Below are 24,843 nucleotides of genomic sequence, written 5' to 3'. Positions count from 1 at the left end.
ATCTTCTATTTATAAGGTTTATATAAATCTTTAAATATAGTTCCTCTACAAAGACCTTCATAAACTGAATATAAATTTTCGTATTTTTGAGGTAATATATATGCACGTGCATACTCTAAATCAAAACATTTATTAGCACAATAAGACATACATATCATCCTTTCTTCTATAAATATATTAATATGTTATGTATGTTAAAAAGAAAATGTTACATATTTCATGTTTAATTCATCAAAAAAGAGAATTCTAAATATTTAGAATTCTCCTTTGAAATCTACATATTAATTCCAATTATTAATTATATTATCCCACATCATCTTTCCACATTTAGCTAATGTAACAGTTCCATAAACACTATTTGGAACTTCTGTAGATAACACAGTAAAGGTAAATGTTCCTTTAGAAAGTTGTATTAATGCTGTATCATTTTCAACACCTGTTTTATCTCCAGTTTTACTTGATATTTCATACTTTAAATCATCAGGTATATATAATGCTAATTTATTTTTTATCTGCTGTCTTCTGAGAATATCTATAAGCATGGTACTATTTTCTTCGGTTAAATAAGTTGCTTTGTATAGATGCTTCCATATCTTTGATAAGTCTTTTGCTGATGTTAAATTTTCTATGTCAATTTTACCTGTTCTTTCATCCGCAGTCTTTCTATTTAATTTAGTGTTCTCTAATCCCATTTCTCTTATATCTTCATTTATTCTATCCATTCCAATAATATCAATAATTTTATTTGCAGCTGTGTTATCACTTTGAATAAGCATAGCCACTAAAAGTTCAAAAACCGTATAATCTCTTGAATTAAATTCATGAATTATTCCTGTTCCATACACTTTATCGACACCATCGATTCTAATCTTATCCATAAAAGTTATTTTTCCTCTTTCAACATCTTTTATTAAAGATACTGCTATTGGAAGCTTCATACATCCCGCCGCCGTCATTTTAACGTTTTCATTATATCCATAAACAAATCCACTTTCTAAATCTTCAAAGAAAAAACTATAAGTACCAATTCTTGATTCTAAATATCTTTTAACCTCTTTCATAATACCCTCCAGCTTTTTATTTTAAGTATGAACTTAATTTTAATAATATTTTGTTAATAAAATTATAACATATTTACATATATTTTGAAAATATAATTAAAGGATTTAGCATTATGCTAAACCCTTGATATATATTAATTAATCACCAAATGATATTCCTATCTTTTTAGCTATTGTAACCAATTCACAACTAGGATCAACTTGTTTAGTATGTTGCCCAATAACATTTTCTAGACTATCATATGTTATTTTATCACCTTTTAAACAAACCATATTCCCAAATAATCCTTCATTAATCATTTCTACTGCAGCTACTCCATATCTTGTTGATAATATTCTATCAAAGGTTGATGTGTTTCCACCTCTTTGAATATGTCCAAGAACAGTACATCTAACTTCATGGTCTTTTATTATTTTTTCTAAATCATCAGCTAATTTATTTCCAATTCCACCTAACCTTATTGGATCTGGACTATCTTCTACTATTTTTGATATTACTACATCTCCATCTTTTGACTTTGCACCTTCTGCTACTACTATTATAGTAAACATTTTCCCTTCATCTTTTCTTTCATTAATTTTTTCTACGATTTTATTTATATCATAAGGTATCTCAGGTAATAATATAACATCTGCAGATCCTGCAATTCCTGATTCTAATGCTATCCATCCTGCTCCTCTTCCCATTACCTCACAAAGCATTATTCTATGATGTGATTCAGCAGTTGTATGAAGTCTATCTAAAGCTTCTGTTGCAACATCTATTGCAGTATTAAATCCAAAAGTTACATCAGTTGAAGCTAAATCATTATCTATAGTTTTTGGAACTCCTATAACTTTTATTCCTTTTCTTGAAAAATCTCTAGCTGAAGTTAAAGTTCCATCTCCACCTATTACTATAAGAGCATCTACACCTTCCTTTTTAAGATTTTCCACTGCTACATCTGAAACATCTTTCTTAATAAATTTACCATCCTCTTCTATAGCATAATCAAAAAGATTATCCTTATTAGAACTATAAAGAATAGTTCCCCCTCTATGAAGTATTCCAGATACAGATTCTAATGTTAATGGTATAAAATCATTTTTATAAAGGCCTCTATATCCAAACTTATATCCTATAACCTCATACCCATAATTTAAAATAGCGGCTCTAGTTACAGATCTAATTACAGCATTTAATCCTGGGCAATCACCACCACCAGTTAATAAAGCTATCTTTTTAACCTTTTTCATCATCTAATAAATCCCCCTCTATTCTTTTAATGTTCCCCGCTCCTATTTTTTAACATTAAACTTATAAAATCTTATTTAACTTTAGTAAACCCTTTTGATTATTTTTCCTTTTAAGTAAAATATTTACCATTTTTATGATATCATATTTTTTTCTTTATATAAAGATAAATTTATTATTATTTTAAAAATCAAGTTAGTTTTATATTAAAATTATATTTTTAAAATTTTATCTTAATAAATATAAATATTTACATAATAAAAAAATCAGCCAAATAAAATTCTTGACTGATTTTTTTATTATTTATTTAATTTTATAATGGTGGTAAAGTCATTAATCCAGCAAATACTAATACTGCAAGTATAACTCCTACAACTATTCTATAAACTGCAAATACTCTCATAGGTTTCTTCTTTAAGTAGTTTACAAACTTATTCATAACAATAAGAGCAACTATAAATGCCACTACAAATCCTACTGCTAAAGCTATCCAATCAGTTGTTGTCATAATTGAATAATCAAACTTTAACATATCAAGTCCAGTTGATCCTACCATAGCAGGTATTGCTAAGAAAAATGAAAATTCAGCAGCTACAGGTGTTGAAAGTCCAGCAATCCATCCACCCATTATTGTAGATGCACTTCTTGACATTCCAGGCCACATTGCAAAACACTGAGCAACACCAACTATTAAAGCTTCTTTAGGTGTAATTGCATCAATATCCCTTGCTTTTGCTCTTCTTTTTCTATAAATATTTTCTATAACTATTAATAGTATACCTCCAACTATAAATCCATATATTACAGCTCTTGGAGTAAATAATGATTTTATTTTATCATGAAGAAGTAATCCCATTATAAGTGCAGGTATTGAACCAACTATTACATTAATACCAAATCTAAAACCTGTTTCTCCTTCTCTTCCTTTAGTAAATATAAATTTAAAAAATTCCACAACGCTAGTGCTTATTTTAGTCCAATATAATACAACAACGGCAAGTATTGCTCCAAGTTGTATTACAACCGTAAACATATCTGCAAACGCTCCAGTAAAGTTTATTAAATTACCAACAAGAATCATATGTCCTGTTGATGAAACTGGAACGAACTCCGTTAGACCTTCTACTATAGCAACAATAATTGCCTTAAGTATTAATAGCAAATCTATTCCCACTCATTCTCACTCACTTTCTAAAAAATTTCTGACTTTTTAATTATAAGTTTATTATAATGACTTGTCTATATATTACAATTTAATTAATCTAATTTTAAGAAAATAAAAGAGGCCTTATTAAAAGCCTCTCTTTGTTTATTAATCTGAATTTATTAACTTTTGAAATATTATTTTAAAACTGGAGCTAATATTTTTTCTTTTTCTTCTTCTACATCCGGAACAAAACTCTTTAATAACGTAAAGTTTCCTTTAAGTTCATATTCTCCAAGATGAGCTGGTATAAGTATACTGTCCCCCATCTTAATTTCTAAAGAACCATCATTCCATAAAATTTCTCCGTTGCCTTCTACACATGTAAATAAATAGAATCTATTTTTATCACTTGATTCTTTTGCACTTTCTTTAACTTCGTATTTTTCTATAGCAAAATATTCACCTATGCAAAGTACAGTTTTATCATATCCATCTTCATGAATTGTAATACCTTTTATATTTTCACCTTTTAATGAAAAATCTATAACATCTAAAGCTTTTTCTACATGGATTTCTCTGCCTCTATTATAATCATAAACTCTATATGTAGTATCACTATTTTGTTGAATTTCAGCTATTACTACCCCTTCACAAATTGCATGAACTAATCCACTTTTTACGTAGAACATATCACCTTTTTTAACTGGAATTTGATTTAAATAAGGAGTTAAATCTCCTTTCTTTATTGCTTCTTCAAATATTTTTTTATCACAATCTTTTGTTCCAACTATTAATGAAGCTCCTTCTTTTGCATCAACAACATACCAAGCTTCAGTTTTTCCAAGATCGTTATCCTTTTCTCTTGCATACTCATCCCCTGGATGAACTTGAACTGATAATTTATCATTAGCATTAATAAGCTTTATTAATAATGGGAACTTATCTGCTTCTATTTTATCTCCTACTAATTTATGGCCTAACTTATTTAAAAGTTCATCAAATTTCATACCTTTAAATTCACCATTTTCTACGATACCAGTTCCATTTCTATGACAAGCGATATCCCATGTTTCACCTATTAATCCTTCAGGCATGTTAGTTCTAAATTTTTCAAAATCTCTTCCACCCCAGATTTTGTCATAGTATAAATTTTCAAATTTTATTGGGTACATATTAAGATCTCCTCTCATCTTTATGTCAAACCTTTCTTGTTTCTTATTCTATCAGACAAAAAAATAAAAATCCATATGAAAAAAATATATATTTCTGTAAAATTCAAAGAATTATTTTAGATTTTCTTTTATTTTTATTATATATCTAATAATAATTCTATTAATTATATTGATATTTAAAATATTTCGCTATAATATAGTTTGTGTTATACTATTAATTATTTATATAAAGAAGATACTTAAACACTAGGTGGTGATTATTATTAATATAAAATCAATTATTAGTATTATTTCAAGTAAAATAGTACTATTTATTTCAAAAAACTTTTTAAAAGGAGGAAGTACTTTTCCTGGAAGAATAGCATTAAAAATTGATAGAAATATTTTAAAAACAGTTTCTAAAGGATATAAAGTTATCTTAATAACTGGTACTAACGGTAAAACAACAACCACTAGTATGATTACTAATATACTTAAAGAAAATGGCTTTAAAGTAATAACTAATAATACAGGTGCTAATCTTTTTCCTGGAATCGTTTCTTGTTTTATAGACAATTTTAAATTTAGTGATAATTCATCTAAATATGCAGTTATTGAAGTAGATGAAGCAAATGTTAAATTTATTACTGAATACATAAAACCTGAAATAATAACTATAACTAATCTATTTAGAGATCAACTAGATAGGTATGGTGAAGTTTATACAACACTTACAAAAATACTAGAAGGTGTTGTTAAAGTTCCTGAAACTAAACTTATATTAAATGGTGATGAATCTTTACTTGGTAAACTAGATGTTAAAAATCCTACTGAATTCTATGGATTTAATGTTCCAGTACAGAAAGATACTAAACTAGATGTAAATGCAGATTCAAAGTTTTGTAAATTCTGTAAGTCACCTTATGAATATAATTTTATAACATATAATCATTTAGGAGATTTTTATTGTCCTAGCTGTGGATATAAAAGACCAAAACTAAAATATGCAGTTGATGAAATACTTGAAGTTACCCCTGAATTTTCAAGAGTAATTATAAATGGAACACCAATTACTATAAGTCAATCCGGTGCTTATAATATTTATAACGGACTTTGTGCTTATTCAATAACAAAAGATTTAGGTGTTTCTGATAAAATAATTTCAAAATCTTTAGGAAAACAAGATTCAAGCTTTGGTAGACAAGAAGTTATAAACTTAGAAGGTAAAAATGTTAAAATAATTCTTGTAAAAAATCCAGCTGGATATAATCAAGCAATAGATACATTATGCTTAAATAAAGAACCCTTCTCTGCCTTATTTATGTTAAATGATAACTACGCAGATGGAAGAGATGTTTCTTGGATATGGGATGTTGATTTTGAAAGACTTCCATCACTTCCAATTAACAATATATTTATATCAGGAATGAGAATGTATGATATGGCTGTAAGACTTAAAACTTGCGGACTTAATTCTGATAAATTTATAATAGAAGCTGATTATGAAGCTTTAACTAATAAAATCAAAGAATGTAATGATGATACTATTTATGTTCTTGCGACTTATACAGCAATGATCAACTATAGAAAGTTCCTACATTCAAAAGGTTATATAAATAAACTTTGGTAGAAAGAAGGTAATATTTATGGAATTAAATATTTGTCATCTTTATCCTGACTTATTAAATGTTTATGGTGACGTAGGTAATATATTAATACTTAAAGCTAGAGCTGAAAGCCGTGGAATAAAAGTCAATGTTTTTGATGTTTCTATAAATGATGAATTTAATGGGGATAATTATGATATAGTTTTCTTTGGTGGTGGCCAAGACTATGAACAATCAATAGTTTCTGAAGATTTAAAAAAGAATAAGAAAGCTGCTTTAACAAAATATGTTGAAGACTCAAAAGTTCTACTTGCTATTTGTGGAGGATATCAATTACTTGGTAATTATTATAGAGCACCTAATGGTGAAAAACTTGAAGGTCTTGGTATTTTAGATATATATACAGAAGGTGGAGATACTCGTTTTATAGGAAATACTATAATAAAAAATGATGAATTTAATCAAACTTATGTTGGATTTGAAAATCATTCTGGTAGAACTTATACAAATGGACTTAAACCACTTGGAAAATGTATTGAAGGTTATGGAAACAATGGTGAAGATGGAAATGAAGGTTGTATATACAAAAATACATTCTGTACTTACTTCCACGGATCTTTACTTTCAAAAAATCCTGAACTTGCAGATAAATTATTAGAACTTGCATTATCACATAAATATGGTAATGTTAATCTAGAACCATTAAATAATGATCTTGAACTTAAAGCTAAAGAAACAATTATTAAAAGATTTAATGAAAAAAAATAACCATATAATATGGTTATTTTTTATTTTAATTATTTATTACTCTTATCTTTTTTAAATAATTTATCTCTTCTTTTGATATGTTATTTAATGTTTTAAATTTATAATTTTTATTTTTGTAATTATTTATTATACTTTGCAAAGTATCTACTGTTGATTCTTTATCTCCACTATCATGCATTAAAACTACTTCAACATTATATATACCTGAATAATTTTTCATATTATTTTTTATTATATTGCTTGATACATTTCTAGCAACAGCATCTCCTGAATCTACATTCCAATCTATATACATTATATTTTGAGATTTTATTTCATTTTTTATATTGTTTAAAACTTCCTTTTTACAAACTGTATTTGTAGCACCACCTGGTAATCTTACAAATCTAAAATCACTACAATTTTTACCAAGAATATTTATCATATTTTTTTTACAACAATTTAAATCTTTTAAATATGAATTTTTACTGCAATATATTTTATCATAATCATGATTATTACAATGTGGGTAAATTGCCATATTTAAATTTTTTGCTCTTTTTATAATTGATTTATTTGCAGAAATTCTATTACCAACTACAAAAAAAGTTGCTTTTATATTATTTTTTTCTAAAATATCTAATATTTTATTTGTATTTCCATTAGAAGGTCCATCATCAAAAGTTAAATAAACTGTTTTATTTTGTGAATTTAAGGCCATAGTGTTTATACTTGTAAAGTTAAAAATCATAATAAATATAATTACTAAATTTAAAATTGTATTTCTAAACATTTTCATATTATCACCCCCTTAACTTTATTATGCCTATAATATATTTTTTTATTTAATTTTATTGTAATAATTTTAATACCTATTTTAACCTGTTGTTTATTGTTATTAATTTAATAAAATGTTATACTTTTTTGTATGTACGTCCATTGTTTTGACAAAATTTTAGAACGAGGTGGAAAAATGTTAAAGAAGAAAGGATTTTTACTTAAAACAATGGTAATTGTTTTTGCTATGTGTTTATTATCTCCTTTAGGATTAATAAAATCATTTGCAGATACTCAATTACCAAGTGATCCTAATATAACTGCTAAATATGCAATTACTATGGATTTAAAAACAGGCGAGGTTATTTACTCAAAAAACGCAAATGCAAAAGCATATCCTGCAAGTATAACTAAATTGCTAACTGCATTAGTTTTTGCAGATCATGCACAAAAATATGATAAAATTAAATTTACTCAAGATGCTAAATCCCAACCTCCATATTCGCTACATTCAAATTGGCATGGAGTTACTATGAAAGTTGGAGATACTATGACAGCAGATGATGTCATGAAGGGTTTATTAATGTTTTCTGGTAATGATGCTGCATATATGATAGCTGATTCTGTTGCTGGAAACGCTCAAAATTTTGCTCAGCTTATGAATAAAAAAGCACAAGAAATCGGAATGAAAAATAGCCACTTTGTAACACCAAATGGATTACATAATGTTGATCATTATTCAACAGCTTACGACTTAGCATTACTTACTAAAGCAGCCTTTGCAAATCCATGGGTTAAAGAAGTAATGGGATGCAAAGACGCTACTATATCTATAGGTGGTAAAACTGTAAAATTAACAAACAGAAATAAAACATTAGGTAAAAACGGAAATATAGCTGGTAAAACAGGAACAACTGATCAAGCTGGTGAATGCTTAGCTGCTGTTTATAATAGAGATGGTAGAGATATTATAGGTATTGTTCTTAATTCAGCAGTAAGTGCTGATGATTCAACAAGATATGCTGATATGGATAAAATAATGGACTACAGCTTTGCTGCAACTCCTTCTGTATATAAAGCTGCTGGAAGCGAAGTAAAGAATGTAAACTTAAAATATAAAATGTTTAGATTTTTCGGCCCTGAAAAAACTATAGAAGCACCTGTAACTCTATCAGAAAATGCTATGCTTTATAAAAATAGCTTTAATGAAAAAAATGCAGAAATATCATTAAACTCTAATAATGACAATGCATGGTCTGTTGCATCAGATGATAATTTAACACTTACTCTTTCTGTTAAAGAATATACTCAATCATTAAAAGGAAGTGTTGGAATATCTACATTTACTTTAATTAAAGCTAATATATTTGCATATTTAGGAATACTTTTAGGAATTGTTATAATAGTTCTTTTAATAATATTTATTATTAGACTAATTAACCAAAGACGTTATAATAAAAGACGTTATAGAAGCAGTTATAGCTATGGAAAAAGCTACAAAAAAAGATTTAGAAGATAATAAAAAAGAGAGTTAATCTCTCTTTTTTATTTTTTATTTAACTTTTTCTTTTTAATTAAACTATTTTTATTCTTTTTACTTTTTTTATTTAAAATTAATTTTTCATCTTTTTTATCTTGTTTATTCTTCTTTTTCATTACTGAATATCCAAAAGAACCTAGCGATTTTCTAGGTAATTTATAATACTCTCCATGACAGTAAGCTAGAAGATCTCCTTTTTCAAAATGAATTTTTCCTTTTTCATCAATCAATTCTTCATTTATATGTGAACTTAAAACTTCTGATATAAACATATCATGACTTCCAAGTGATACTATTTGTTTAACTTTACACTCAATATTTATAGGACATTCTTCAATATACGCTGCATTTATATTACTACATTCTTTCATGGTAAATTTCATTTCTTTTATTTTATCAATCTTTTTACCACTTCTAACACCACAAAAATCTACTTCCTTTGTCATACCTGCATGAGGTATATTTACTACAAACTCCATACTTTCTTTTATGTAATCATATGATAACCTTTCTGGTCTTATTGATATAGAAAGCATTGGTGGCCTAGTACATACTGTTCCAACCCATCCAACTGTAAAAACATTATCTTTTCCTTCATTATTTCTTGAAGAAATTAATACTACAGGAACTGGGTTTAATACTACACTTCCTTTAAAATCTCTCTTTTTCATTTTTACTCCCATTCCTTCCATATTTCAGGTTTATATCCTACAGTAGCATCTTTTCCATTTCTAACTATAGGTGTTTTAATTAAGCTTTGATTTTTAAGTAATATTTCTATTTTCATATCACTACTTCTTATTTTATCTATGTTTGAAGACTTATAATCTTTACTTTTTTCATTTATTAACTCATTTAATGAAATAGAATTTTTTACACTATTTAATTCCCCTTTACTAATTCCTTTTTCATTCATATCAATAAATGCATATTTTATTTTTCTTTCTTTAAAATATCTCTCTGCCTTTTTAGTATCAAAACATTTTTTCTTTCCGAATATTTGAATATTCATTTTTTTCTCCTTTTAAACTAAATCTAAAATTTCTTTAGGTGAATTTATAAAATAATCTGGATTTGTACCTTCTAATCTTTTTATATCCATTTCTGTATATCTTACTCCACAAGTTTTACATCCAGCATCTCTTCCGCAAATTAAATCAAAATTGCTATCTCCTACCATAATTGCCTCTCTTGGATCTATATTTAAATTTTTTATAGCATATAACGCTGGTTCACTATGTGGTTTATGGTTTTTAGTACATTCAGGAGTAACTATTACATCCATATATTTTAATATTCCTGCTATCTCCATACCCCTTTTTGCCAAAGATTCTCTTTTTGAAGTTACTATACCTATTTTAATTCCTTTATTTTTAAGTTGTAGTAGCATTTCTTCTACTTCATCAAATGCATAACACATATTATCATGAATTTTTTCATTATATTCTCTATACATCTTTATTAATCTATCTATTTCGTTGTTATCATTTATATAATTTTTAAAAGTATCTTCTAAAGGTTGTCCGTAAAATGAAGTTATTTCACCTTTAGAAAGATTTCTATTTAATCCTTCTTTAAATGTGTAAACAAAAGATTTATATATCAATTCATTAGTATCAAGTAAGGTTCCATCTAAATCAAATAATACTGCTTTTATCATCTTTTTCATCCTCTCTATTTAATTCAAAGCTATTATATCAAAGATTATATATTATTACTAACACTATATAAAATTCACATTAGCTTTATTGTATTTTATATGTGGTTATGCTATTATTTCCTAAGAGATTTCGGGAGGGATTTTATGAATACATCAGTTAAATCTAGAGATTTTTATTTTGATACATTAAAAGGTTTTCTTATATTATTTGTAATAATAGGAAATTCATTAGAGCTTGCTAACCCTAAAAACATAAATACTCATTATTTTATACTTTTTCTTTATATGTTTCATATGCCTCTATTCACTTTTGTATCTGGCTACTTCTCTAAGCTTAGTAGTCGAACAACAGTTGAAAAAGTTAAATATACATTTAAATTATATATTATAGCGCAACTTTCCTATATAATTTTTTATAAATATATTTTAGGCAATGAAGGTTATGAATTTGAATTTATGCATTCACAATGGACTCTTTGGTATTTATTATCTTTAACATGTTGGTATATTTTATCTGATTATGTAACAAATAAAAAAAAGTGGATTATATGTTCTATTTTAGTTTCATTAATTATTGGGTTTGATAATAGCGTAAATAGTGTTGGAAGCCTTTCTAGAACATTATTTTTCTTTCCATTTTTCATTTTAGGAATGTCTTTTAATAAAAATTATATAGATATTCTTAAAAAGCATAAATTTAAACTTTTAATAGTATCTTGTATTATTTTATTTGTATTATATATTTTATCAAATAAAATAGAAATAGAACTTTTATTTGAATTTGAGCCTTATAGTAATTTTTCAGATAATCTATTTTTTCCATTATTTATTAGGTGTTTTCATTATTTAGGCTCTTTAATAATTGGATCATTCATTTTATGTTTAATTCCTGAAAGAAAAACTATTATATCTTCACTTGGAAGAAACTCATTAATATTATATCTTCTCCACGGCGCTATTAGTTATATTTTAATTGGATATGGTTACACAAAATACGATAATATAATAACTCTTATTATATCTGAACTATTAATAGTTTTACTTACAATAACTATATCTGAATTTTATCTTAATTTTAAAATTTTTATTAATACAAGAAAGACCAAAATTCTTTAATTTGGTCTTTTTTTAATTTAACATTATATCACAATTTGTCATACTATAAATCATACACAAATATTTTAGAAGGGATGCTTTATGAAATTTAAATCTAAACTAATACTTTTATGTACTTTAATATTATCTTTATGTATTTCATTAATTGGATGTAAAAAAGAAGATAATCAATCTAATTTAAAAACTATTAAACTTAATGAAGTTGTACGTTCTGTTTTTTATGCTCCTATGTACGTTGCAATAAATGAAGGTTTCTTTGAAGAAGAAGGATTAAATATAGATTTATCTACTGGTCAAGGTGCTGATAAAGTAATGCAAAATGTTTTATCTAAAAATGCAGACATAGGATTCTGTGGTCCTGAGCAAGTTGTATATATCTATAATCAAGGTCGCGAAGATTTTCCTGTTGTTTTTGCAGGACTTACTAAACGTGATGGCTCTTTTTTAGTGTCCAAGTCAGATGAAAAAGATTTTGATTGGAAATCATTAAAAGGTAAAAAAATAATAGGTGGAAGACCTGGTGGTGTTCCTGAAATGGCTTTAGAGTATGTTTTAAATAAAAATAATATCGTACCTAATAAAGATGTCACTATGGTAACTAATATAGATTTTACTGCAACATCTGGAGCATTTAAATCTGGAGCTGCAGATTATGTTGCATTGTTCGAACCTACAGCATCAATGCTTGAAAAAGAAGGTAGCGGAAAAATAGTTGCATCTATTGGACAATCCTCTGGTGAAATGCCTTATACTTCTTTCTTTGCAACTAAATCATATATAGAAAATAATCCAGATGTTATAGAAAAATTTACCAGAGCTATATATAAAGGTCAAACTTGGTTTAAAGAACATTCTTCAGAAGAAATATCTGATTCTATAATTTCCTTCTTCCCTGGAACTGACAAAGATATAATTATTTCTGTTATAAATAACTATAAAGAAATTGATGCTTTATATGATAATCCTATCATAAGTGAAGAAGGTTTAAATCATCTTATGGATGTTATTAGTGATTATGATAAATCATTAATAGAAACTCGTCCACCATTTACTGATATAGTAAATAACTCTTTCGCAGAAAAAGTTGTAAATAAATAAAATTTATAAAGAGGATAGATTATTAATTTAATTTTAGCTATCCTCTTAATACATATATTTAATAAGGTGGTGAAATTTATGGCATTATTAGAAGTTAAAAATATAAGAATGTGCTATCATTCTTTAAAGACAGAAACAGAAGCAATAAAAGATGTTAGCTTTGATGTAAATGATAAAGATTTTCTAAGTATATTAGGTCCTTCTGGATGTGGTAAATCTACTCTTTTAAATATAATGAGTGGATTACTTAATCAATCTAGTGGAACTGTAACTTTCGATGGAGATAATATAAAAAATAATTTAGATAAAATTGGATATATGTTTCAAAAAGATCATTTGTTTGATTGGACATCAGTCTGGAATAATGTAACCTTAGGATTAAAAATAAAAGGTCTTCTTAATGATGAAACAATAGCTAGAGTTGAAACCTTACTATCAAATTATGAATTAACTAAATTTAAAGATCATAAACCAACCGAATTATCAGGTGGTATGAGACAAAGAGTTGCTCTTATTAGGACTCTTGCATTGAATCCTAAAGTTTTATTTCTTGATGAGCCATTTTCTGCTTTAGATTATCAAACACGTCTTAATATATGTGATGAAATGTTTAGTATAATAAAGCAAGAAGGAAAAACAGCAATAATGGTAACTCATGATATAGCTGAAGCAGTATCTATATCAAATAGAATAATTGTATTAACTAAAAGACCAGCTTTAGTAAAAAAAGAAATTAATATATCTTTTAAAAATAATAATTTAACTCCTTTTAATAGAAGAAAAGAAAATGAATTTAAAGAATACTTTGATTTATTATGGAAGGAGCTTGATGATTATAATGATTAGTAATGAACATGAAAATTATATAAAAAGTTTAAAAAGAGAAAAATTAAAAGTTACTCTTTTAAGAATTGGTATTTTATTATTTTTCATTATACTATGGGAAATTGCTGCTGATTTTAAATGGATAGATCCATTTTTAACATCATCTCCTAGTAGAATGATTAGCTCTCTTATAGGTTTTATATCAGATGGAACTTTGTGGAGACATATATATGTTACTTGTGCTGAAACTATTGTTGGTTTCTTACTTGGTACACTACTTGGAACCTTTATTGCAATAATATTATGGTGGTGTCCTTTAACCTCTAAAGTTTTAGACCCTTATTTAGTTGTATTAAATGCATTACCTAAAGTTGCATTAGCTCCAATAATTATATTCTGGGTTGGAAATGGACCAAGTGCTATAATTGTTATTACTCTATTAATATCCTTAGTTACAACTATAATAAGTGTATTAACAGGATTTAATGAAATAGATAAAGAAAAATTACTTCTTATGGATACCTTCCAAGCTTCAAAAATTCAAAAACTTAAATATTTAATTTTCCCATATAATATTCCAGTATTAATATCTTCTCTTAAAATAAATGTTGGTCTTTCATGGGTTGGTGTTATAATGGGAGAATTTTTAGTTGCAAGAGAAGGTCTTGGGTTCTTAATTATATTTGGTGGACAAATATCTCAACTTGATATGGTTATGATGAGTATAGTAATTTTATCTTTAATTGCTTTTATAATGTATAAATTGGTAGCTTTGCTAGAAAATAAGTATATTAAACACTCATAAAAATTATTAACAATATATTCACTTTTATTTTTTCTTATACTTTATTTACAATAGATAACCATTTCATACTGAAATATAGAGGATTTACAGTGTTTACAAATTATAAATTCTCTATATTTATTTATATTGTATTAAGGTTTACTTAATTGAATGAAAGTGATACATTAATAAGGTACAAAAAATACAAGGAGAGATTAACTTGAAATTATTTAGAGAAGCACTTATTATTTTCGGAATTTATTTAATTGGTGAAGTAATAGTTGCACTTACTCATATTCCTATACCTGGAAATATAATAGGTCTTTTATTACTATTAATATGCCTTTGTACTAAAATAATAAAAGTTAGCCAAGTTGAAACTTTAACAAACTTCTTTTTAGATCACTTAGCTTTCTTTTTCTTACCAGCTGGGGTTAGCTTAATGAATTCTCTTGGAATTATTAAAGCTAATCTTGTTCAAATATTAGTTGTTTGTGTTATTACAACAGCAGTAATAATCGCTTCAACTGGACTTATAGTACAATTTATAGTAAACCTATTAAATAAAACAAAGAAAGGATCTAAGGAAGATGAGTTTGATAACTAGCAACGTATTTTTTAGTATAGTTTTATCTCTTATAGCTTTTGAGATTGGGCTAGCGATTTATAAAAAAACAAACATACCATTATTTAATCCTTTACTTATAGCAATAGTAATTGTAATTGCAGTTTTAACTGTATTTCATGTAAACTTTGATACCTATAATTCAGGAGCTCAATTTATTAATATGTTTTTAGGACCTGCAACTGTAGTACTTGCAGTTCCACTTTATAAACAAATTGAACTTCTTAAGCAAAATGCAATAGCTATTTTTATAGGAATATTTTTAGGAACTTTAATTGGGATATTTTCAATAATACTATTATCTCATTCTTTAGGACTTAACATATCTATGATAGTATCATTAATGCCTAAGTCTGTAACAACACCAATAGGTATTGCCATAAGTAAAGAATTTAACGGTTTAGTTCCTGTTACTGTACTTGCAATTATATTATCTGGAATAATTGGTGCTATTATAGGACCTACAATATGTAGAATATGTAGAATTACAAACAAAATAGCAATAGGAATCTCACTTGGAACTGCATCTCATGCAGTTGGGACTACTAAAGCATTAGAACTTGGAGAAACTGAAGGTGCCATGAGTTCACTTTCAATTGGTATCGCTGGAATGATGACAGTTTTTGTTGCTCCACTTGCTCTTAACATTGCAATGTTTGTATATAATTTAATTATTCATTAAATAAAAGAAACTTACCAAACTATGGTAAGTTTCTTTTATTTTTTATTTTCAGTATATATATTTTTAACTTTCAGTAATTTTCTATTTAAATTTCCTATTTTATTATCTTTAAAAACAGTATAAACTGAACGCTTAGTATAATCTTCTAATTTAATCATAAATTCTTCTGGTTCTATACTCTTTTCGTAAACTAACTTCAATCCTTTTTCCCAAGATGCAGTAAGCTTTGGATTTAATAGAGAAGGTATTGATATATTTATTACTTCATATATCATTTCTCCAAACTCTGTTGGTGTAAGAGTTTGTGTCTTATTGTTTGATTTTATGTATTCTATATTTATTAGTTTTTTAAGAATTTCAGCTCTAGTAGCTGATGTTCCTATTCCTGCACCTTTTATATGTTCTCTTAACTCTTCATCTTCTATAAGCTTACCTGCATTCTCCATTGCAATTATTATAGAACCTGTTGTAAATCTTTTTGGCGGACTAGTTTCCCCTTCTTTAATTTCTAAAGAATCTACTAAAACTTTTTGACCCTTTTTTAAATCTTTTGGAAATTCATCCATATTGCTTTCCTTATTAGGTTCTAAAATATCTAAATAACCTCTTTCTACACAAACCTTTTTAGTTGTATAAAAAGATTCACTTCCAAGTGTTATGGTAATTGCTTGCTTGCTATATTGAGCTTTTGGATAAAATATTGCGATAAATCTTCTAAGAATTAAAAAATACATCTTTTTCTCTATTTCTTTTAAAGAATTTATTACATTATTACCTTCCCCAGTTGGTATTATAGCATAGTGATCTGTAATTTTTTTATCATCAACATACTTGCTTTTTAATATAGTTTTCTCCCAACTTTTATCAAGTATATTTTTTGTAGCTAAAGTTAGTTCTTCACCTATATTCATTTTACTAATTTTAAATATAGTTTTTTTAATTCCTTTTGCTACTGCAGTTGATAACACTCTTGCATCAGTTCTTGGATATGTTACCATCTTCTTTTCATAAAGAGTTTGAAGATAATTTAAAGTTTCATCTGGGCTTATTTTAAATTTCCTTGAACATTCGTTTTGTAATTCAGCTAAGTTAAATAAAAGAGGCGCATTTTTATTTTCTTTTGTTCTTTTTATATTAGAAATTATTCCTTCTTCTATCTCTTCAAGATCTTTTATTAAACTTATACAATCTTCCTTTTTTTTAAATCCACCTTCATTGTATAGCTTTGGTGAATCCTTAAACCTTGAATTATCTAACGCCTTCCACTCAGCCTGAATTTCTTCTTCTTTTTCTTCTCTATTAAAGCTACCTAATATTTTATAGAATGATGTTTTCTTAAAATCTCTAATTTCTCTTTCTCTATCAACCACCATTCCAAGTACACAACTCATTACTCTTCCAACTGCTACTACTGAAGATTTATCCTTCTTTAACATATTAGACAGCTGCTTTCCATATATTAATGTTAGAAGTCTTGAAAAATTAATTCCTATTATATAATCTTCTTTAGCTCTTAGATATGCTGAATGAGCTAAAGAATTATATTCTGATAAAGGTTTTGCTTCTTTTATTCCTCTTTTTATTTCTTCTTCTGTCTGTGAATCAATCCATACACGAAGCTTTTCTTTTTTAGGATTTCCAGATAAATCATCTACTAATCTATATATATACTCTCCTTCTCTTCCAGAGTCAGTACAAACATATATTTTATCAATATCATTTCTATTAAGTAATGTACTTACAACATTAAATTGACCTTTAGCTGAGTTTATCACCTCATATTTATACTTATCTGGTAAAAAAGGTAAATCCCTAAGATTCCAATACTTAAGTTTTTCATTATAAGCTTCAGGATAACACATTGTTACCATATGTCCTACACACCAAGTAAAAACTGCATTGTCACTTTCTATATATCCATTTTTTCGTTTACCATTAACTTTTAATAAATTTACAAAATCCATAGCCACTGATGGCTTTTCTGCTACAAATAAAGATTTTCCCATAATTATTTCCTTTCCAAAGAAAATAAACCCTCAAAAGAGGGCTTATTAAAATTATACTATGAATTTATGATTTTTCCAAATGAATTGTTTTACATTTCATTAAGTATCCAAATCGATATATTTAAATACAATGCATATATACACCATATTAAATATGGAACTAATAAAATTCCAGCTAGTTTATCTATCTTAAAAAACTTTACAATAACAATACTTAAAATTATTATTAGTATTAAAAGTATTATCCAAGATACACCATATAACTTAAACATAAAAAAGATTATAGGCCATAAAAAATTAATTCCCAATTGTATTATATATAATAAAATTGCTGAAGAACTTTTATTTTCTGTTTTAAGTTTCATATAAACTCTATATGAAGAAATTGACATTAATATATATAATATAGGCCAGACAATTCCAAATACATATCCAGGTGGTGAAAATTTTGGTTTTGTTATTTGCTCATATATAATACTAGAATTTTTAGTTAAAATGCCAATTATAATTCCTCCACCTAAAGTAATTAAAAAACTTATTATTAATGAAATTATATTAACTTTACCATTTACCTTAAATATATTCTTCATAAATCACCTCAAAAATTTTATTTATTATATAAATATACTTTTTTGAGATTTTTATTCTTATATATATATATCTGCAAATTCTATATCTACCTTTTTTTCTAAAGTAACAATTTCAAAGTCATCCCCTATAGGGTATTTTTTCAAGTTACTTTCTATAGGTAATTCTATTATAAATCTATTTCCATTTTTTTTGTTGGATTTAAAACTTATTTTACCACCATGTAATTCAACCATTTCTTTACTTAAAAATAAACCTAACCCACTACCCTCTTTTTTTCTATTTAAAGACTTATTTACAGATGTAAATTTATCAAATATATATTTTTCATTCTCTTTATCAATAGCCGTAGTATAATTTTTTATAATTATATATACACATTTTTTATTAGTATATATATTAACCTTTAATTCTTTGTTTTTCTTACCATACTTAACACTATTAGAAATTATATTTAAAATAATTCTTTCCAACATATCTACATCAATAGGTATATATATTTCCTCACAAACTGAATCAAAGACTAAAGAATTATTTATTTTCTCAACATACCTTTTTGTTGCTGATGTAATATTTTCAACTATTTCTACTAAATTATATATCTTTTTATTTGCTTTTAAATATCCTTCAGATGCCTTATTTGCATCAATAAAATTATTTATAGTTCTAATAAGCCTTAAACAATTTTGTTTAATAACATTATTATTCTTTTTTAAACTCTCTAAATTATTTTCATTTAAATACATTTCATTTACTGTTAATGCAGAATGAATTATATTTATAGGTGTTCTAAGTTCATGAGATATATTAGAATAAAATTCACTTTTAATTTCATCTTCCTTTAAATATGAATCATATATTTTTGCAACTTTATTGTATTTATTTATTTCTGTTATTTCTCTTATATATACTATTTGATTATTTATACCATAATCCACTAAATAAAACTCTAATTCCTTTAATTTATCTGAAAATTTATTAAATCTATATACAAATTTTATATTTTTATTTGGATTTACATAATCTGAAGATAATACTCTATTTTTAATATAATCTTGTGATTCTATTGATTCTATTAAAGTTTCTATTTTCATTCCAATTAATAATTCTTTATCTGAAATATTAATCTTACTTAATAAATCATCATTAGCATATATTAGTCTTCCTCTATTAAATATAGCTAAACCATCTTTAAATGATTCTATAAGATTACAATACCTTTCTTCACTATTTTTATTTATTGCATTTAATTCTTGAAGAATTATACTTTTCTCACGCAACTTTGTATTAAGTTCTCTTTGCTTATTTTGTATTGTTAATAATTTCTCTTTCATATTATCATATTGAAATTTTAATATATATTTTTTTATTCCATTATAAACTTCAAAATAAGCTAAACATCTTAATATATCTCCTATCAAAGATATATATTTTTCATCAATATATATTTTAACGCTTAAAATTTGATATATTAAAATAAAAATCATATAAATATACATGTTTTTTACTTGTGTATTTTTTTTTATTTTTCCTAAAAAAATTATAGTAATTATAGTTATTATAAAACAAAATATATAATAATTATTACAGACAATACCATTTTTTATATGATATAAAAAGTATTTAGTTCCACACATTAATAGAGCTATTAAAGCAGTATATCCACAGATAGCTTGTACATTTGAAATTTGTTTTAAATACATAATTATAGCAATAAAAATAACTATAACTTCTAATATTTTATTTACCCATATAATTAGAAATAATAAACTATTTGATATATCACAAATTCTTATTAATATAGAGAAATATTCCAAAAAACCTATAAACAAAAATCCAATACCTAAAAACTTATAATAAGAATTAGATTTTCTAACTAAACTTATTAAACCTAATGAAATACCAAATGTAGAACAAAAAATATTTATAGAATAATGAAGCTTAATAATTTCATTATTAAAAATAATAAATAAAACACTAAAAATAATTATTCCTATTATTATATTGAAGTATTTTTTTGTATAAGCTTCTAATTTTAAAGTTATATTACTATTCACCTAACTCTTCCTTTCCAAAAGTTATTATAACTTCTGTTCCTTTGCCTATTTTACTTTTTATCATAATAGTTCCACCTTGTAATTCTATAAGATTTTTTACTACAAATAATCCTATTCCACTACCTTTTTCTTCTGCCTCTTTATTATTTTCACCCATTGAATATTTGTTAAAAACTTTATTTAAAAAATTATTATCCATTCCCACACCATTGTCTTTAACAATTATTTTTATATTTTTGTTGCTATCTAAAACCATTACATCTATTCTACCTTCACTTTTTGTAAATTTAATTGAATTAGATATTAAATTAAGTAAAACTCTTTGCATTAAGCTTTCATCTAAATTTAGATAAACCTCTTCTTTATTAGTATCAAATATTATTTTTATATTTTTTTCTTTAGCATAACATACTAAGCTTGATACAGTATCTTCAGTAAATTCAACTACATTTATTCTTTTTTTATTTGCTCTTAAATTATCACTTTGTATTTTACAATTATCAATTAAATTATTTGTTATCTTCATTAAAGTAAAACAATTACTTTTAGATATTCTATTATATTTTTTTAACGATTCTTCATCTTTTTCTTTTATAAAAATATCTTCTAACTGAAGTGCAGAATATATTACATTTATAGGCGTTTTCAAATCATGACTAATATTTGATAAAAAATCTTTTTTCAAATTTTCTTGTAAAACTTTATTTTTTATTTCACATTTTATAAGATTCATTCTTATATTTGATGTTATATCTGAAAATGTTAGTATTATTTCACCATTATCCACATTCTTATCTATAACTTCTATATTTATATATTTTTTAACATCATTTTTTTCAATTAATCCTCTATAAATATTTCTAGAAAAAATATTTTCTATATCCTTTTCTAACCCTTGTATCTTTATTAAATTTTCTAATTTTTTGTTAACTATCATTTTTATACTATCTTCATCAATAAAACTTAAAAAAGACTTATTACAATATATTATTCTAAAAGTAACATCACTTAATATAACAACTGGAACTGGTATATTTTTAAAAAAGTCTTTAAACATCATTTCTTTTTTTCTTATTAAACTTTGTGAAAATTCTAATTCCGTATTTTGAAGAAATAATTCCTTATTCATATAATTTAAATCTTCATTGCTCTTATATAATTTGCCAAACATAATTTTATACGGTGTATCAAGTATATTTTCTAAAATAAAAAAAACACTTAATGAAAAATTTAAGAAAAATACTAATCTAATTAATTCTAATAAAAAATTAGTTGCAAAAAAATAACTCATTGACATAAATAAATTAATAAAAAATACTAAAACTATATTTATATTTATATAATTTATAGTATTTTTACTACTTCTCTTATCCTTTATAACTTTTATTAATTCAAATAGGTTTAATAAAAATACTATTAAACTTAATATTAAATATATAAATTTAAATTGATATTTACTCACAAAAAATAAAATAGTTATTACAGTAACATAACTTAAAATATAAACTTTATAGTTTATATTTATATGTTTTATATATCTTGAAATAATCAATATTACAAATATAGCAATATACGTCTGTATATATTCAAAAGTTAAGTCTATATTAAAAACCTTTGTATGTCGATTATCTAAAATTTCTGAAATAAAATACGTATTAAGCAATATAATATTAATAAAATTAAGACTTAATATTATTAATACTTTGCTTTTAAATATTTTTATAGTTGAATATATAAGTACTATGCAACAAAATGATAATAAAAGATAAAATATTCTTATAAATATATTTAATACTAGAATACTTTCACTAAAAAATATTGTACCTATAATATTAATTATTAAATAGATAGATAAAAATATTATTGACATATTTTTGTACTTTCCATAATCTACATATAATATCTCTTCTAATTCGTTATTTATATACATATAACCCCCCCACCATATAACTATATTTTACTTTATTTTTACTTTTATGTGAAGTTTTTGTTAATAAAACCTAGCTATTTTTTAAATTTTAGCTAGGTTTCATAATATTATTTCTTAATTACAGTTGCTACTATATCTTTTCCTTCTTTTAACTCACCATAATTTATTTCTAATTTGCTTTCTTCTGTTAAATTAGTAAATACTACTGGAGTTATTATTGATGGAACTTTTTCTTTTATAAAATCAAAATCTACACTTAAAAGTTTATCCCCTATTTTAACTTTATCACCTTGTTTAACGTATGAAGTAAAACCTTCACCTTTTAAAGAAACAGTATCCATTCCTACATGTATTAATATTTCTAATCCATTTTCGCTTGTTATTCCAATTGCATGTTTTGTAGTAAATAATGATGTAATTTCTCCACTTACAGGAGCTACTACAATATTTCCCATTGGTTCTATAGCAAACCCATCACCCATCATTTTTTCTGCAAATATTTTATCTGGAACATCTTCTATTCTTATTACATTTCCACTTAAAGGAACCATTATATCTTCTGGTATATCCTCAAGATTTCTATTTTTTATTTCAGTTATATCATCATGTTCTTCTAAAGATTCACTTACAGGTATATTTCCAGCAATTACATCTTTTATTTGTCCTTTTAATGTATCTGACTTTGGCCCAAATATTGCTTGAATATTATTTCCAACCTCCATTACACCAGCTGCACCTAATTTTTTAAGTTCTTCTTTATCAACTTTTTCTACATCATTAACTATTACTCTAAGTCTAGTAATACATGCATCTAGATTATTTATATTTTCTCTGCCACCAAGAGCATTTAATACAGATACTGCAAGATTTGCATGTTCTTTATTTGCTCTGCTTATAGATTCATTATCTTCTTCTCTACCAGGAGTTTTTAAATTTAACTTTCTTATTAAAAATCTAAATAAACTATAATAAATTATTGCATAAATTATACCAACTACTATTACTAAATACCAAGGAGTTCTATTAGGTATAATACCAAATAAAACAAAATCAATTACTCCCCCCGAGAAAGTCATTCCTATTTTTATATTTAACAATTGCATTGTCATAAATGATAATCCTGCTAATACACAATGTACTATAAAAAGTATAGGTGCTACAAAAAGAAATGAAAATTCTAAAGGTTCAGTAATACCAGTTAAAAATGAAGTAAGAGCAGCAGATACCATAATTCCTGCTACCATTTTTTTATTTTGAGGTTTAGACTCTTGATATATTGCTAATGCAGCCGCTGGTAATCCAAACATCATAAAAGGAAATTTTCCAGCCATAAATGTTCCTGCTGTAAATGGAACTCCATCTTTTAATTGAGCAAAAAATATATTTTGATCACCCATAACTAATTGACCAGCACTATTTATATATTCTCCAAATTGATACCAGAAAGGATTATACCAAATATGATGTAATCCAAATGGTATTAATGCTCTTTCAATAGTTCCAAATAATAAAGCTGCTATTGTTGGATTAGCATCTATCATACTTCTTGAAAAATAAAATAATCCTGTTTGTATAGGTGGCCATATAAATGTCATTAAAATACCTATTATAACTCCTAACGCTGCTGTTACTATTGGTACAAACCTTTTTCCCGCAAAAAATCCTAAGTATGGAGGTAATTCAATTTTATAAAATTTATTATACATAGCAGAAGCTATAAGTCCCATTATAATACCTCCAAATACTCCTGTTTGCAGTGTAGGAACTCCAACTATAGTAGTATACATAGGGTCAGTTAACATATCTTGTGTAACTCCAGTAAATGTTCCCATAGAAACATTCATTATTAAAAACCCAACTATTGCTGCAAGACCTGCAACTCCATCACCATCTGATAAGCCAATTGCAACTCCTACTGAAAATATTAGAGGCAAATTAGAAAATACAATATTTCCTGATTGCTCCATAACATTTGCAACTAATTGTATCCAATCTGCCCTTAAATAAGGAGCATTAACTAACAAAGCTTCATTCATAAGTAAATTACCGAATGCTAATAATAATCCAGCAGCAGGTAAAAGAGCAACTGGTAGCATTAGAGCTTTACCAATTCTCTGTAATACTCCAAAAATCTTTTTTCCCATTTTTTATTCTCCTTTCTATATTTATAATAAAAATATTTTTCCCTATACTTCTTTCGTTTAAACT

Annotated in this window: 23 protein-coding genes; 9 read left to right on the top strand and 14 right to left on the bottom strand. The window is 25.4% G+C overall.

Annotation, left to right across the window (positions count from 1 at the left end; all coding sequences use genetic code 11):
* Window positions 1-5: 5 nt before the first annotated feature.
* The 5 genes from AC4FQ1_RS10710 to manA form a co-directional block, all read right to left on the bottom strand.
* Window positions 6-149, bottom strand: a complete 144-nt coding sequence (locus tag AC4FQ1_RS10710; protein ID WP_303128901.1) for a spore coat associated protein CotJA — start codon at window positions 147-149, stop codon at window positions 6-8.
* A 132-nt stretch (window positions 150-281) separates the two neighbouring features.
* Window positions 282-1,061 (bottom strand): serine hydrolase, encoded by a 780-nt coding sequence (locus AC4FQ1_RS10705; protein ID WP_303128902.1) that lies wholly within the window; start codon window positions 1,059-1,061, stop codon window positions 282-284.
* A gap of 138 nt (window positions 1,062-1,199) precedes the next feature.
* The gene (locus tag AC4FQ1_RS10700) at window positions 1,200-2,300 is read right to left on the bottom strand and encodes a 6-phosphofructokinase (RefSeq protein WP_303128904.1); all 1,101 of its coding nucleotides are present in this window, start codon (window positions 2,298-2,300) and stop codon (window positions 1,200-1,202) included.
* A 308-nt stretch (window positions 2,301-2,608) separates the two neighbouring features.
* Entirely contained in the window at window positions 2,609-3,469 is an 861-nt protein-coding gene (locus tag AC4FQ1_RS10695; protein WP_491169646.1) for an undecaprenyl-diphosphate phosphatase, read from the bottom strand.
* Between the two features lie 167 nt (window positions 3,470-3,636).
* Entirely contained in the window at window positions 3,637-4,614 is a 978-nt protein-coding gene (manA, locus tag AC4FQ1_RS10690; protein WP_303130345.1) for a mannose-6-phosphate isomerase, class I, read from the bottom strand.
* Window positions 4,615-4,867: 253 nt separating this feature from the next.
* On the opposite strand from manA, the gene AC4FQ1_RS10685 reads away from it, so the two are divergent.
* Window positions 4,868-6,223, top strand: coding sequence for a MurT ligase domain-containing protein (locus AC4FQ1_RS10685; protein ID WP_491148161.1), 1,356 nt, complete (start codon window positions 4,868-4,870; stop codon window positions 6,221-6,223).
* A 16-nt stretch (window positions 6,224-6,239) separates the two neighbouring features.
* A complete protein-coding gene (locus AC4FQ1_RS10680; protein WP_491169645.1) occupies window positions 6,240-6,968 on the top strand; it encodes a type 1 glutamine amidotransferase in 729 nt (242 codons plus the stop codon).
* Between the two features lie 25 nt (window positions 6,969-6,993).
* Here the strand turns inward: AC4FQ1_RS10680 and AC4FQ1_RS10675 are convergent, their stop codons facing one another.
* The gene (locus tag AC4FQ1_RS10675; protein ID WP_491169644.1) at window positions 6,994-7,746 is read right to left on the bottom strand and encodes a polysaccharide deacetylase family protein; all 753 of its coding nucleotides are present in this window, start codon (window positions 7,744-7,746) and stop codon (window positions 6,994-6,996) included.
* A gap of 174 nt (window positions 7,747-7,920) precedes the next feature.
* Between AC4FQ1_RS10675 and AC4FQ1_RS10670 the strand changes: the two genes are divergently transcribed.
* The gene (locus tag AC4FQ1_RS10670; RefSeq protein WP_491169643.1) at window positions 7,921-9,243 is read left to right on the top strand and encodes a D-alanyl-D-alanine carboxypeptidase family protein; all 1,323 of its coding nucleotides are present in this window, start codon (window positions 7,921-7,923) and stop codon (window positions 9,241-9,243) included.
* Window positions 9,244-9,269: 26 nt separating this feature from the next.
* Here AC4FQ1_RS10670 and AC4FQ1_RS10665 read toward each other — a convergent pair whose 3' ends face one another.
* Genes AC4FQ1_RS10665 through ppaX form a run of 3 tightly spaced genes read right to left on the bottom strand, consistent with a single transcriptional unit; the run spans window position 9,270 to window position 10,924 of the window.
* Window positions 9,270-9,935, bottom strand: coding sequence for a flavin reductase family protein (locus AC4FQ1_RS10665; protein ID WP_491147638.1), 666 nt, complete (start codon window positions 9,933-9,935; stop codon window positions 9,270-9,272).
* Window positions 9,936-9,937: 2 nt separating this feature from the next.
* Window positions 9,938-10,276: an arsenate reductase family protein gene (locus AC4FQ1_RS10660; protein WP_491147640.1), complete on the bottom strand. Its 339-nt coding sequence runs from the start codon at window positions 10,274-10,276 to the stop codon at window positions 9,938-9,940.
* 12 nt (window positions 10,277-10,288) lie between these two features.
* Complete coding sequence (ppaX, locus tag AC4FQ1_RS10655) at window positions 10,289-10,924, bottom strand: pyrophosphatase PpaX (protein ID WP_491147641.1); 636 nt, start codon at window positions 10,922-10,924, stop codon at window positions 10,289-10,291.
* Window positions 10,925-11,068: 144 nt separating this feature from the next.
* Between ppaX and AC4FQ1_RS10650 the strand changes: the two genes are divergently transcribed.
* From AC4FQ1_RS10650 to AC4FQ1_RS10625, 6 genes are all read left to right on the top strand, one after another.
* Window positions 11,069-12,040 carry an acyltransferase family protein gene (locus tag AC4FQ1_RS10650; protein WP_491169642.1) on the top strand — a complete coding sequence of 324 codons (972 nt, stop codon included), beginning with the start codon at window positions 11,069-11,071 and terminating at the stop codon, window positions 12,038-12,040.
* Between the two features lie 81 nt (window positions 12,041-12,121).
* The gene (locus AC4FQ1_RS10645) at window positions 12,122-13,138 is read left to right on the top strand and encodes an ABC transporter substrate-binding protein (RefSeq protein ID WP_303130363.1); all 1,017 of its coding nucleotides are present in this window, start codon (window positions 12,122-12,124) and stop codon (window positions 13,136-13,138) included.
* Window positions 13,139-13,216: 78 nt separating this feature from the next.
* Window positions 13,217-13,984 carry an ABC transporter ATP-binding protein gene (locus AC4FQ1_RS10640; RefSeq protein ID WP_303130364.1) on the top strand — a complete coding sequence of 256 codons (768 nt, stop codon included), beginning with the start codon at window positions 13,217-13,219 and terminating at the stop codon, window positions 13,982-13,984.
* On the top strand, window positions 13,980-14,768 hold the full coding sequence (locus tag AC4FQ1_RS10635; RefSeq protein ID WP_491169685.1) for an ABC transporter permease: 789 nt from the start codon (window positions 13,980-13,982) through the stop codon (window positions 14,766-14,768). The genes AC4FQ1_RS10640 and AC4FQ1_RS10635 overlap by 5 nt, the downstream gene beginning before the upstream one ends.
* A gap of 199 nt (window positions 14,769-14,967) precedes the next feature.
* The gene (locus AC4FQ1_RS10630) at window positions 14,968-15,354 is read left to right on the top strand and encodes a CidA/LrgA family protein (protein ID WP_303130366.1); all 387 of its coding nucleotides are present in this window, start codon (window positions 14,968-14,970) and stop codon (window positions 15,352-15,354) included.
* Window positions 15,338-16,054, top strand: coding sequence for an LrgB family protein (locus tag AC4FQ1_RS10625; protein WP_303130367.1), 717 nt, complete (start codon window positions 15,338-15,340; stop codon window positions 16,052-16,054). The genes AC4FQ1_RS10630 and AC4FQ1_RS10625 overlap by 17 nt, the downstream gene beginning before the upstream one ends.
* Before the next feature lie 35 nt (window positions 16,055-16,089).
* Here the strand turns inward: AC4FQ1_RS10625 and AC4FQ1_RS10620 are convergent, their stop codons facing one another.
* The 5 genes from AC4FQ1_RS10620 to ptsG all read right to left on the bottom strand — a co-directional run bounded on the left by AC4FQ1_RS10620 (window position 16,090) and on the right by ptsG (window position 24,779).
* On the bottom strand, window positions 16,090-18,060 hold the full coding sequence (locus AC4FQ1_RS10620) for a DNA topoisomerase (RefSeq protein ID WP_491147646.1): 1,971 nt from the start codon (window positions 18,058-18,060) through the stop codon (window positions 16,090-16,092).
* A gap of 89 nt (window positions 18,061-18,149) precedes the next feature.
* A complete protein-coding gene (locus AC4FQ1_RS10615; RefSeq protein ID WP_491169641.1) occupies window positions 18,150-18,650 on the bottom strand; it encodes a TspO/MBR family protein in 501 nt (166 codons plus the stop codon).
* A gap of 57 nt (window positions 18,651-18,707) precedes the next feature.
* Window positions 18,708-20,705: a sensor histidine kinase gene (locus tag AC4FQ1_RS10610; protein WP_491169640.1), complete on the bottom strand. Its 1,998-nt coding sequence runs from the start codon at window positions 20,703-20,705 to the stop codon at window positions 18,708-18,710.
* Entirely contained in the window at window positions 20,698-22,635 is a 1,938-nt protein-coding gene (locus AC4FQ1_RS10605; RefSeq protein WP_491169639.1) for a sensor histidine kinase, read from the bottom strand. The genes AC4FQ1_RS10610 and AC4FQ1_RS10605 overlap by 8 nt, the downstream gene beginning before the upstream one ends.
* A 107-nt stretch (window positions 22,636-22,742) precedes the next feature.
* Window positions 22,743-24,779 carry a glucose-specific PTS transporter subunit IIBC gene (ptsG, locus tag AC4FQ1_RS10600; RefSeq protein WP_491169638.1) on the bottom strand — a complete coding sequence of 679 codons (2,037 nt, stop codon included), beginning with the start codon at window positions 24,777-24,779 and terminating at the stop codon, window positions 22,743-22,745.
* Window positions 24,780-24,843 lie beyond the last annotated feature (64 nt).

It is taken from the genome of Clostridium sp. TJA020 (genome assembly GCF_058310295.1).
This window is presented reverse-complemented; position numbering and strand designations above follow the sequence as displayed.

Bases quoted from the DNA above. Each gene is read 5' to 3' on its own strand.
- AC4FQ1_RS10705 (WP_303128902.1), bottom strand. From the start codon at position 1,061: ATGAAAGAGGTTAAAAGATATTTAGAATCAAGAATTGGTACTTATAGT.
- manA (WP_303130345.1), bottom strand. From the start codon at position 4,614: ATGTACCCAATAAAATTTGAAAATTTATACTATGACAAAATCTGGGGT.
- AC4FQ1_RS10680 (WP_491169645.1), top strand. From the start codon at position 6,240: ATGGAATTAAATATTTGTCATCTTTATCCTGACTTATTAAATGTTTAT.
- AC4FQ1_RS10640 (WP_303130364.1), top strand. From the start codon at position 13,217: ATGGCATTATTAGAAGTTAAAAATATAAGAATGTGCTATCATTCTTTA.
- AC4FQ1_RS10620 (WP_491147646.1), bottom strand. From the start codon at position 18,060: ATGGGAAAATCTTTATTTGTAGCAGAAAAGCCATCAGTGGCTATGGAT.
- AC4FQ1_RS10650 (WP_491169642.1), top strand. From the start codon at position 11,069: ATGAATACATCAGTTAAATCTAGAGATTTTTATTTTGATACATTAAAA.
- ptsG (WP_491169638.1), bottom strand. From the start codon at position 24,779: ATGGGAAAAAAGATTTTTGGAGTATTACAGAGAATTGGTAAAGCTCTA.
- AC4FQ1_RS10625 (WP_303130367.1), top strand. From the start codon at position 15,338: ATGAGTTTGATAACTAGCAACGTATTTTTTAGTATAGTTTTATCTCTT.
- AC4FQ1_RS10605 (WP_491169639.1), bottom strand. From the start codon at position 22,635: ATGTATATAAATAACGAATTAGAAGAGATATTATATGTAGATTATGGA.
- AC4FQ1_RS10675 (WP_491169644.1), bottom strand. From the start codon at position 7,746: ATGAAAATGTTTAGAAATACAATTTTAAATTTAGTAATTATATTTATT.
- AC4FQ1_RS10670 (WP_491169643.1), top strand. From the start codon at position 7,921: ATGTTAAAGAAGAAAGGATTTTTACTTAAAACAATGGTAATTGTTTTT.
- AC4FQ1_RS10700 (WP_303128904.1), bottom strand. From the start codon at position 2,300: ATGATGAAAAAGGTTAAAAAGATAGCTTTATTAACTGGTGGTGGTGAT.
- AC4FQ1_RS10660 (WP_491147640.1), bottom strand. From the start codon at position 10,276: ATGAATATTCAAATATTCGGAAAGAAAAAATGTTTTGATACTAAAAAG.
- AC4FQ1_RS10645 (WP_303130363.1), top strand. From the start codon at position 12,122: ATGAAATTTAAATCTAAACTAATACTTTTATGTACTTTAATATTATCT.
- AC4FQ1_RS10665 (WP_491147638.1), bottom strand. From the start codon at position 9,935: ATGAAAAAGAGAGATTTTAAAGGAAGTGTAGTATTAAACCCAGTTCCT.
- AC4FQ1_RS10710 (WP_303128901.1), bottom strand. From the start codon at position 149: ATGTCTTATTGTGCTAATAAATGTTTTGATTTAGAGTATGCACGTGCA.
- ppaX (WP_491147641.1), bottom strand. From the start codon at position 10,924: ATGATAAAAGCAGTATTATTTGATTTAGATGGAACCTTACTTGATACT.
- AC4FQ1_RS10615 (WP_491169641.1), bottom strand. From the start codon at position 18,650: ATGAAGAATATATTTAAGGTAAATGGTAAAGTTAATATAATTTCATTA.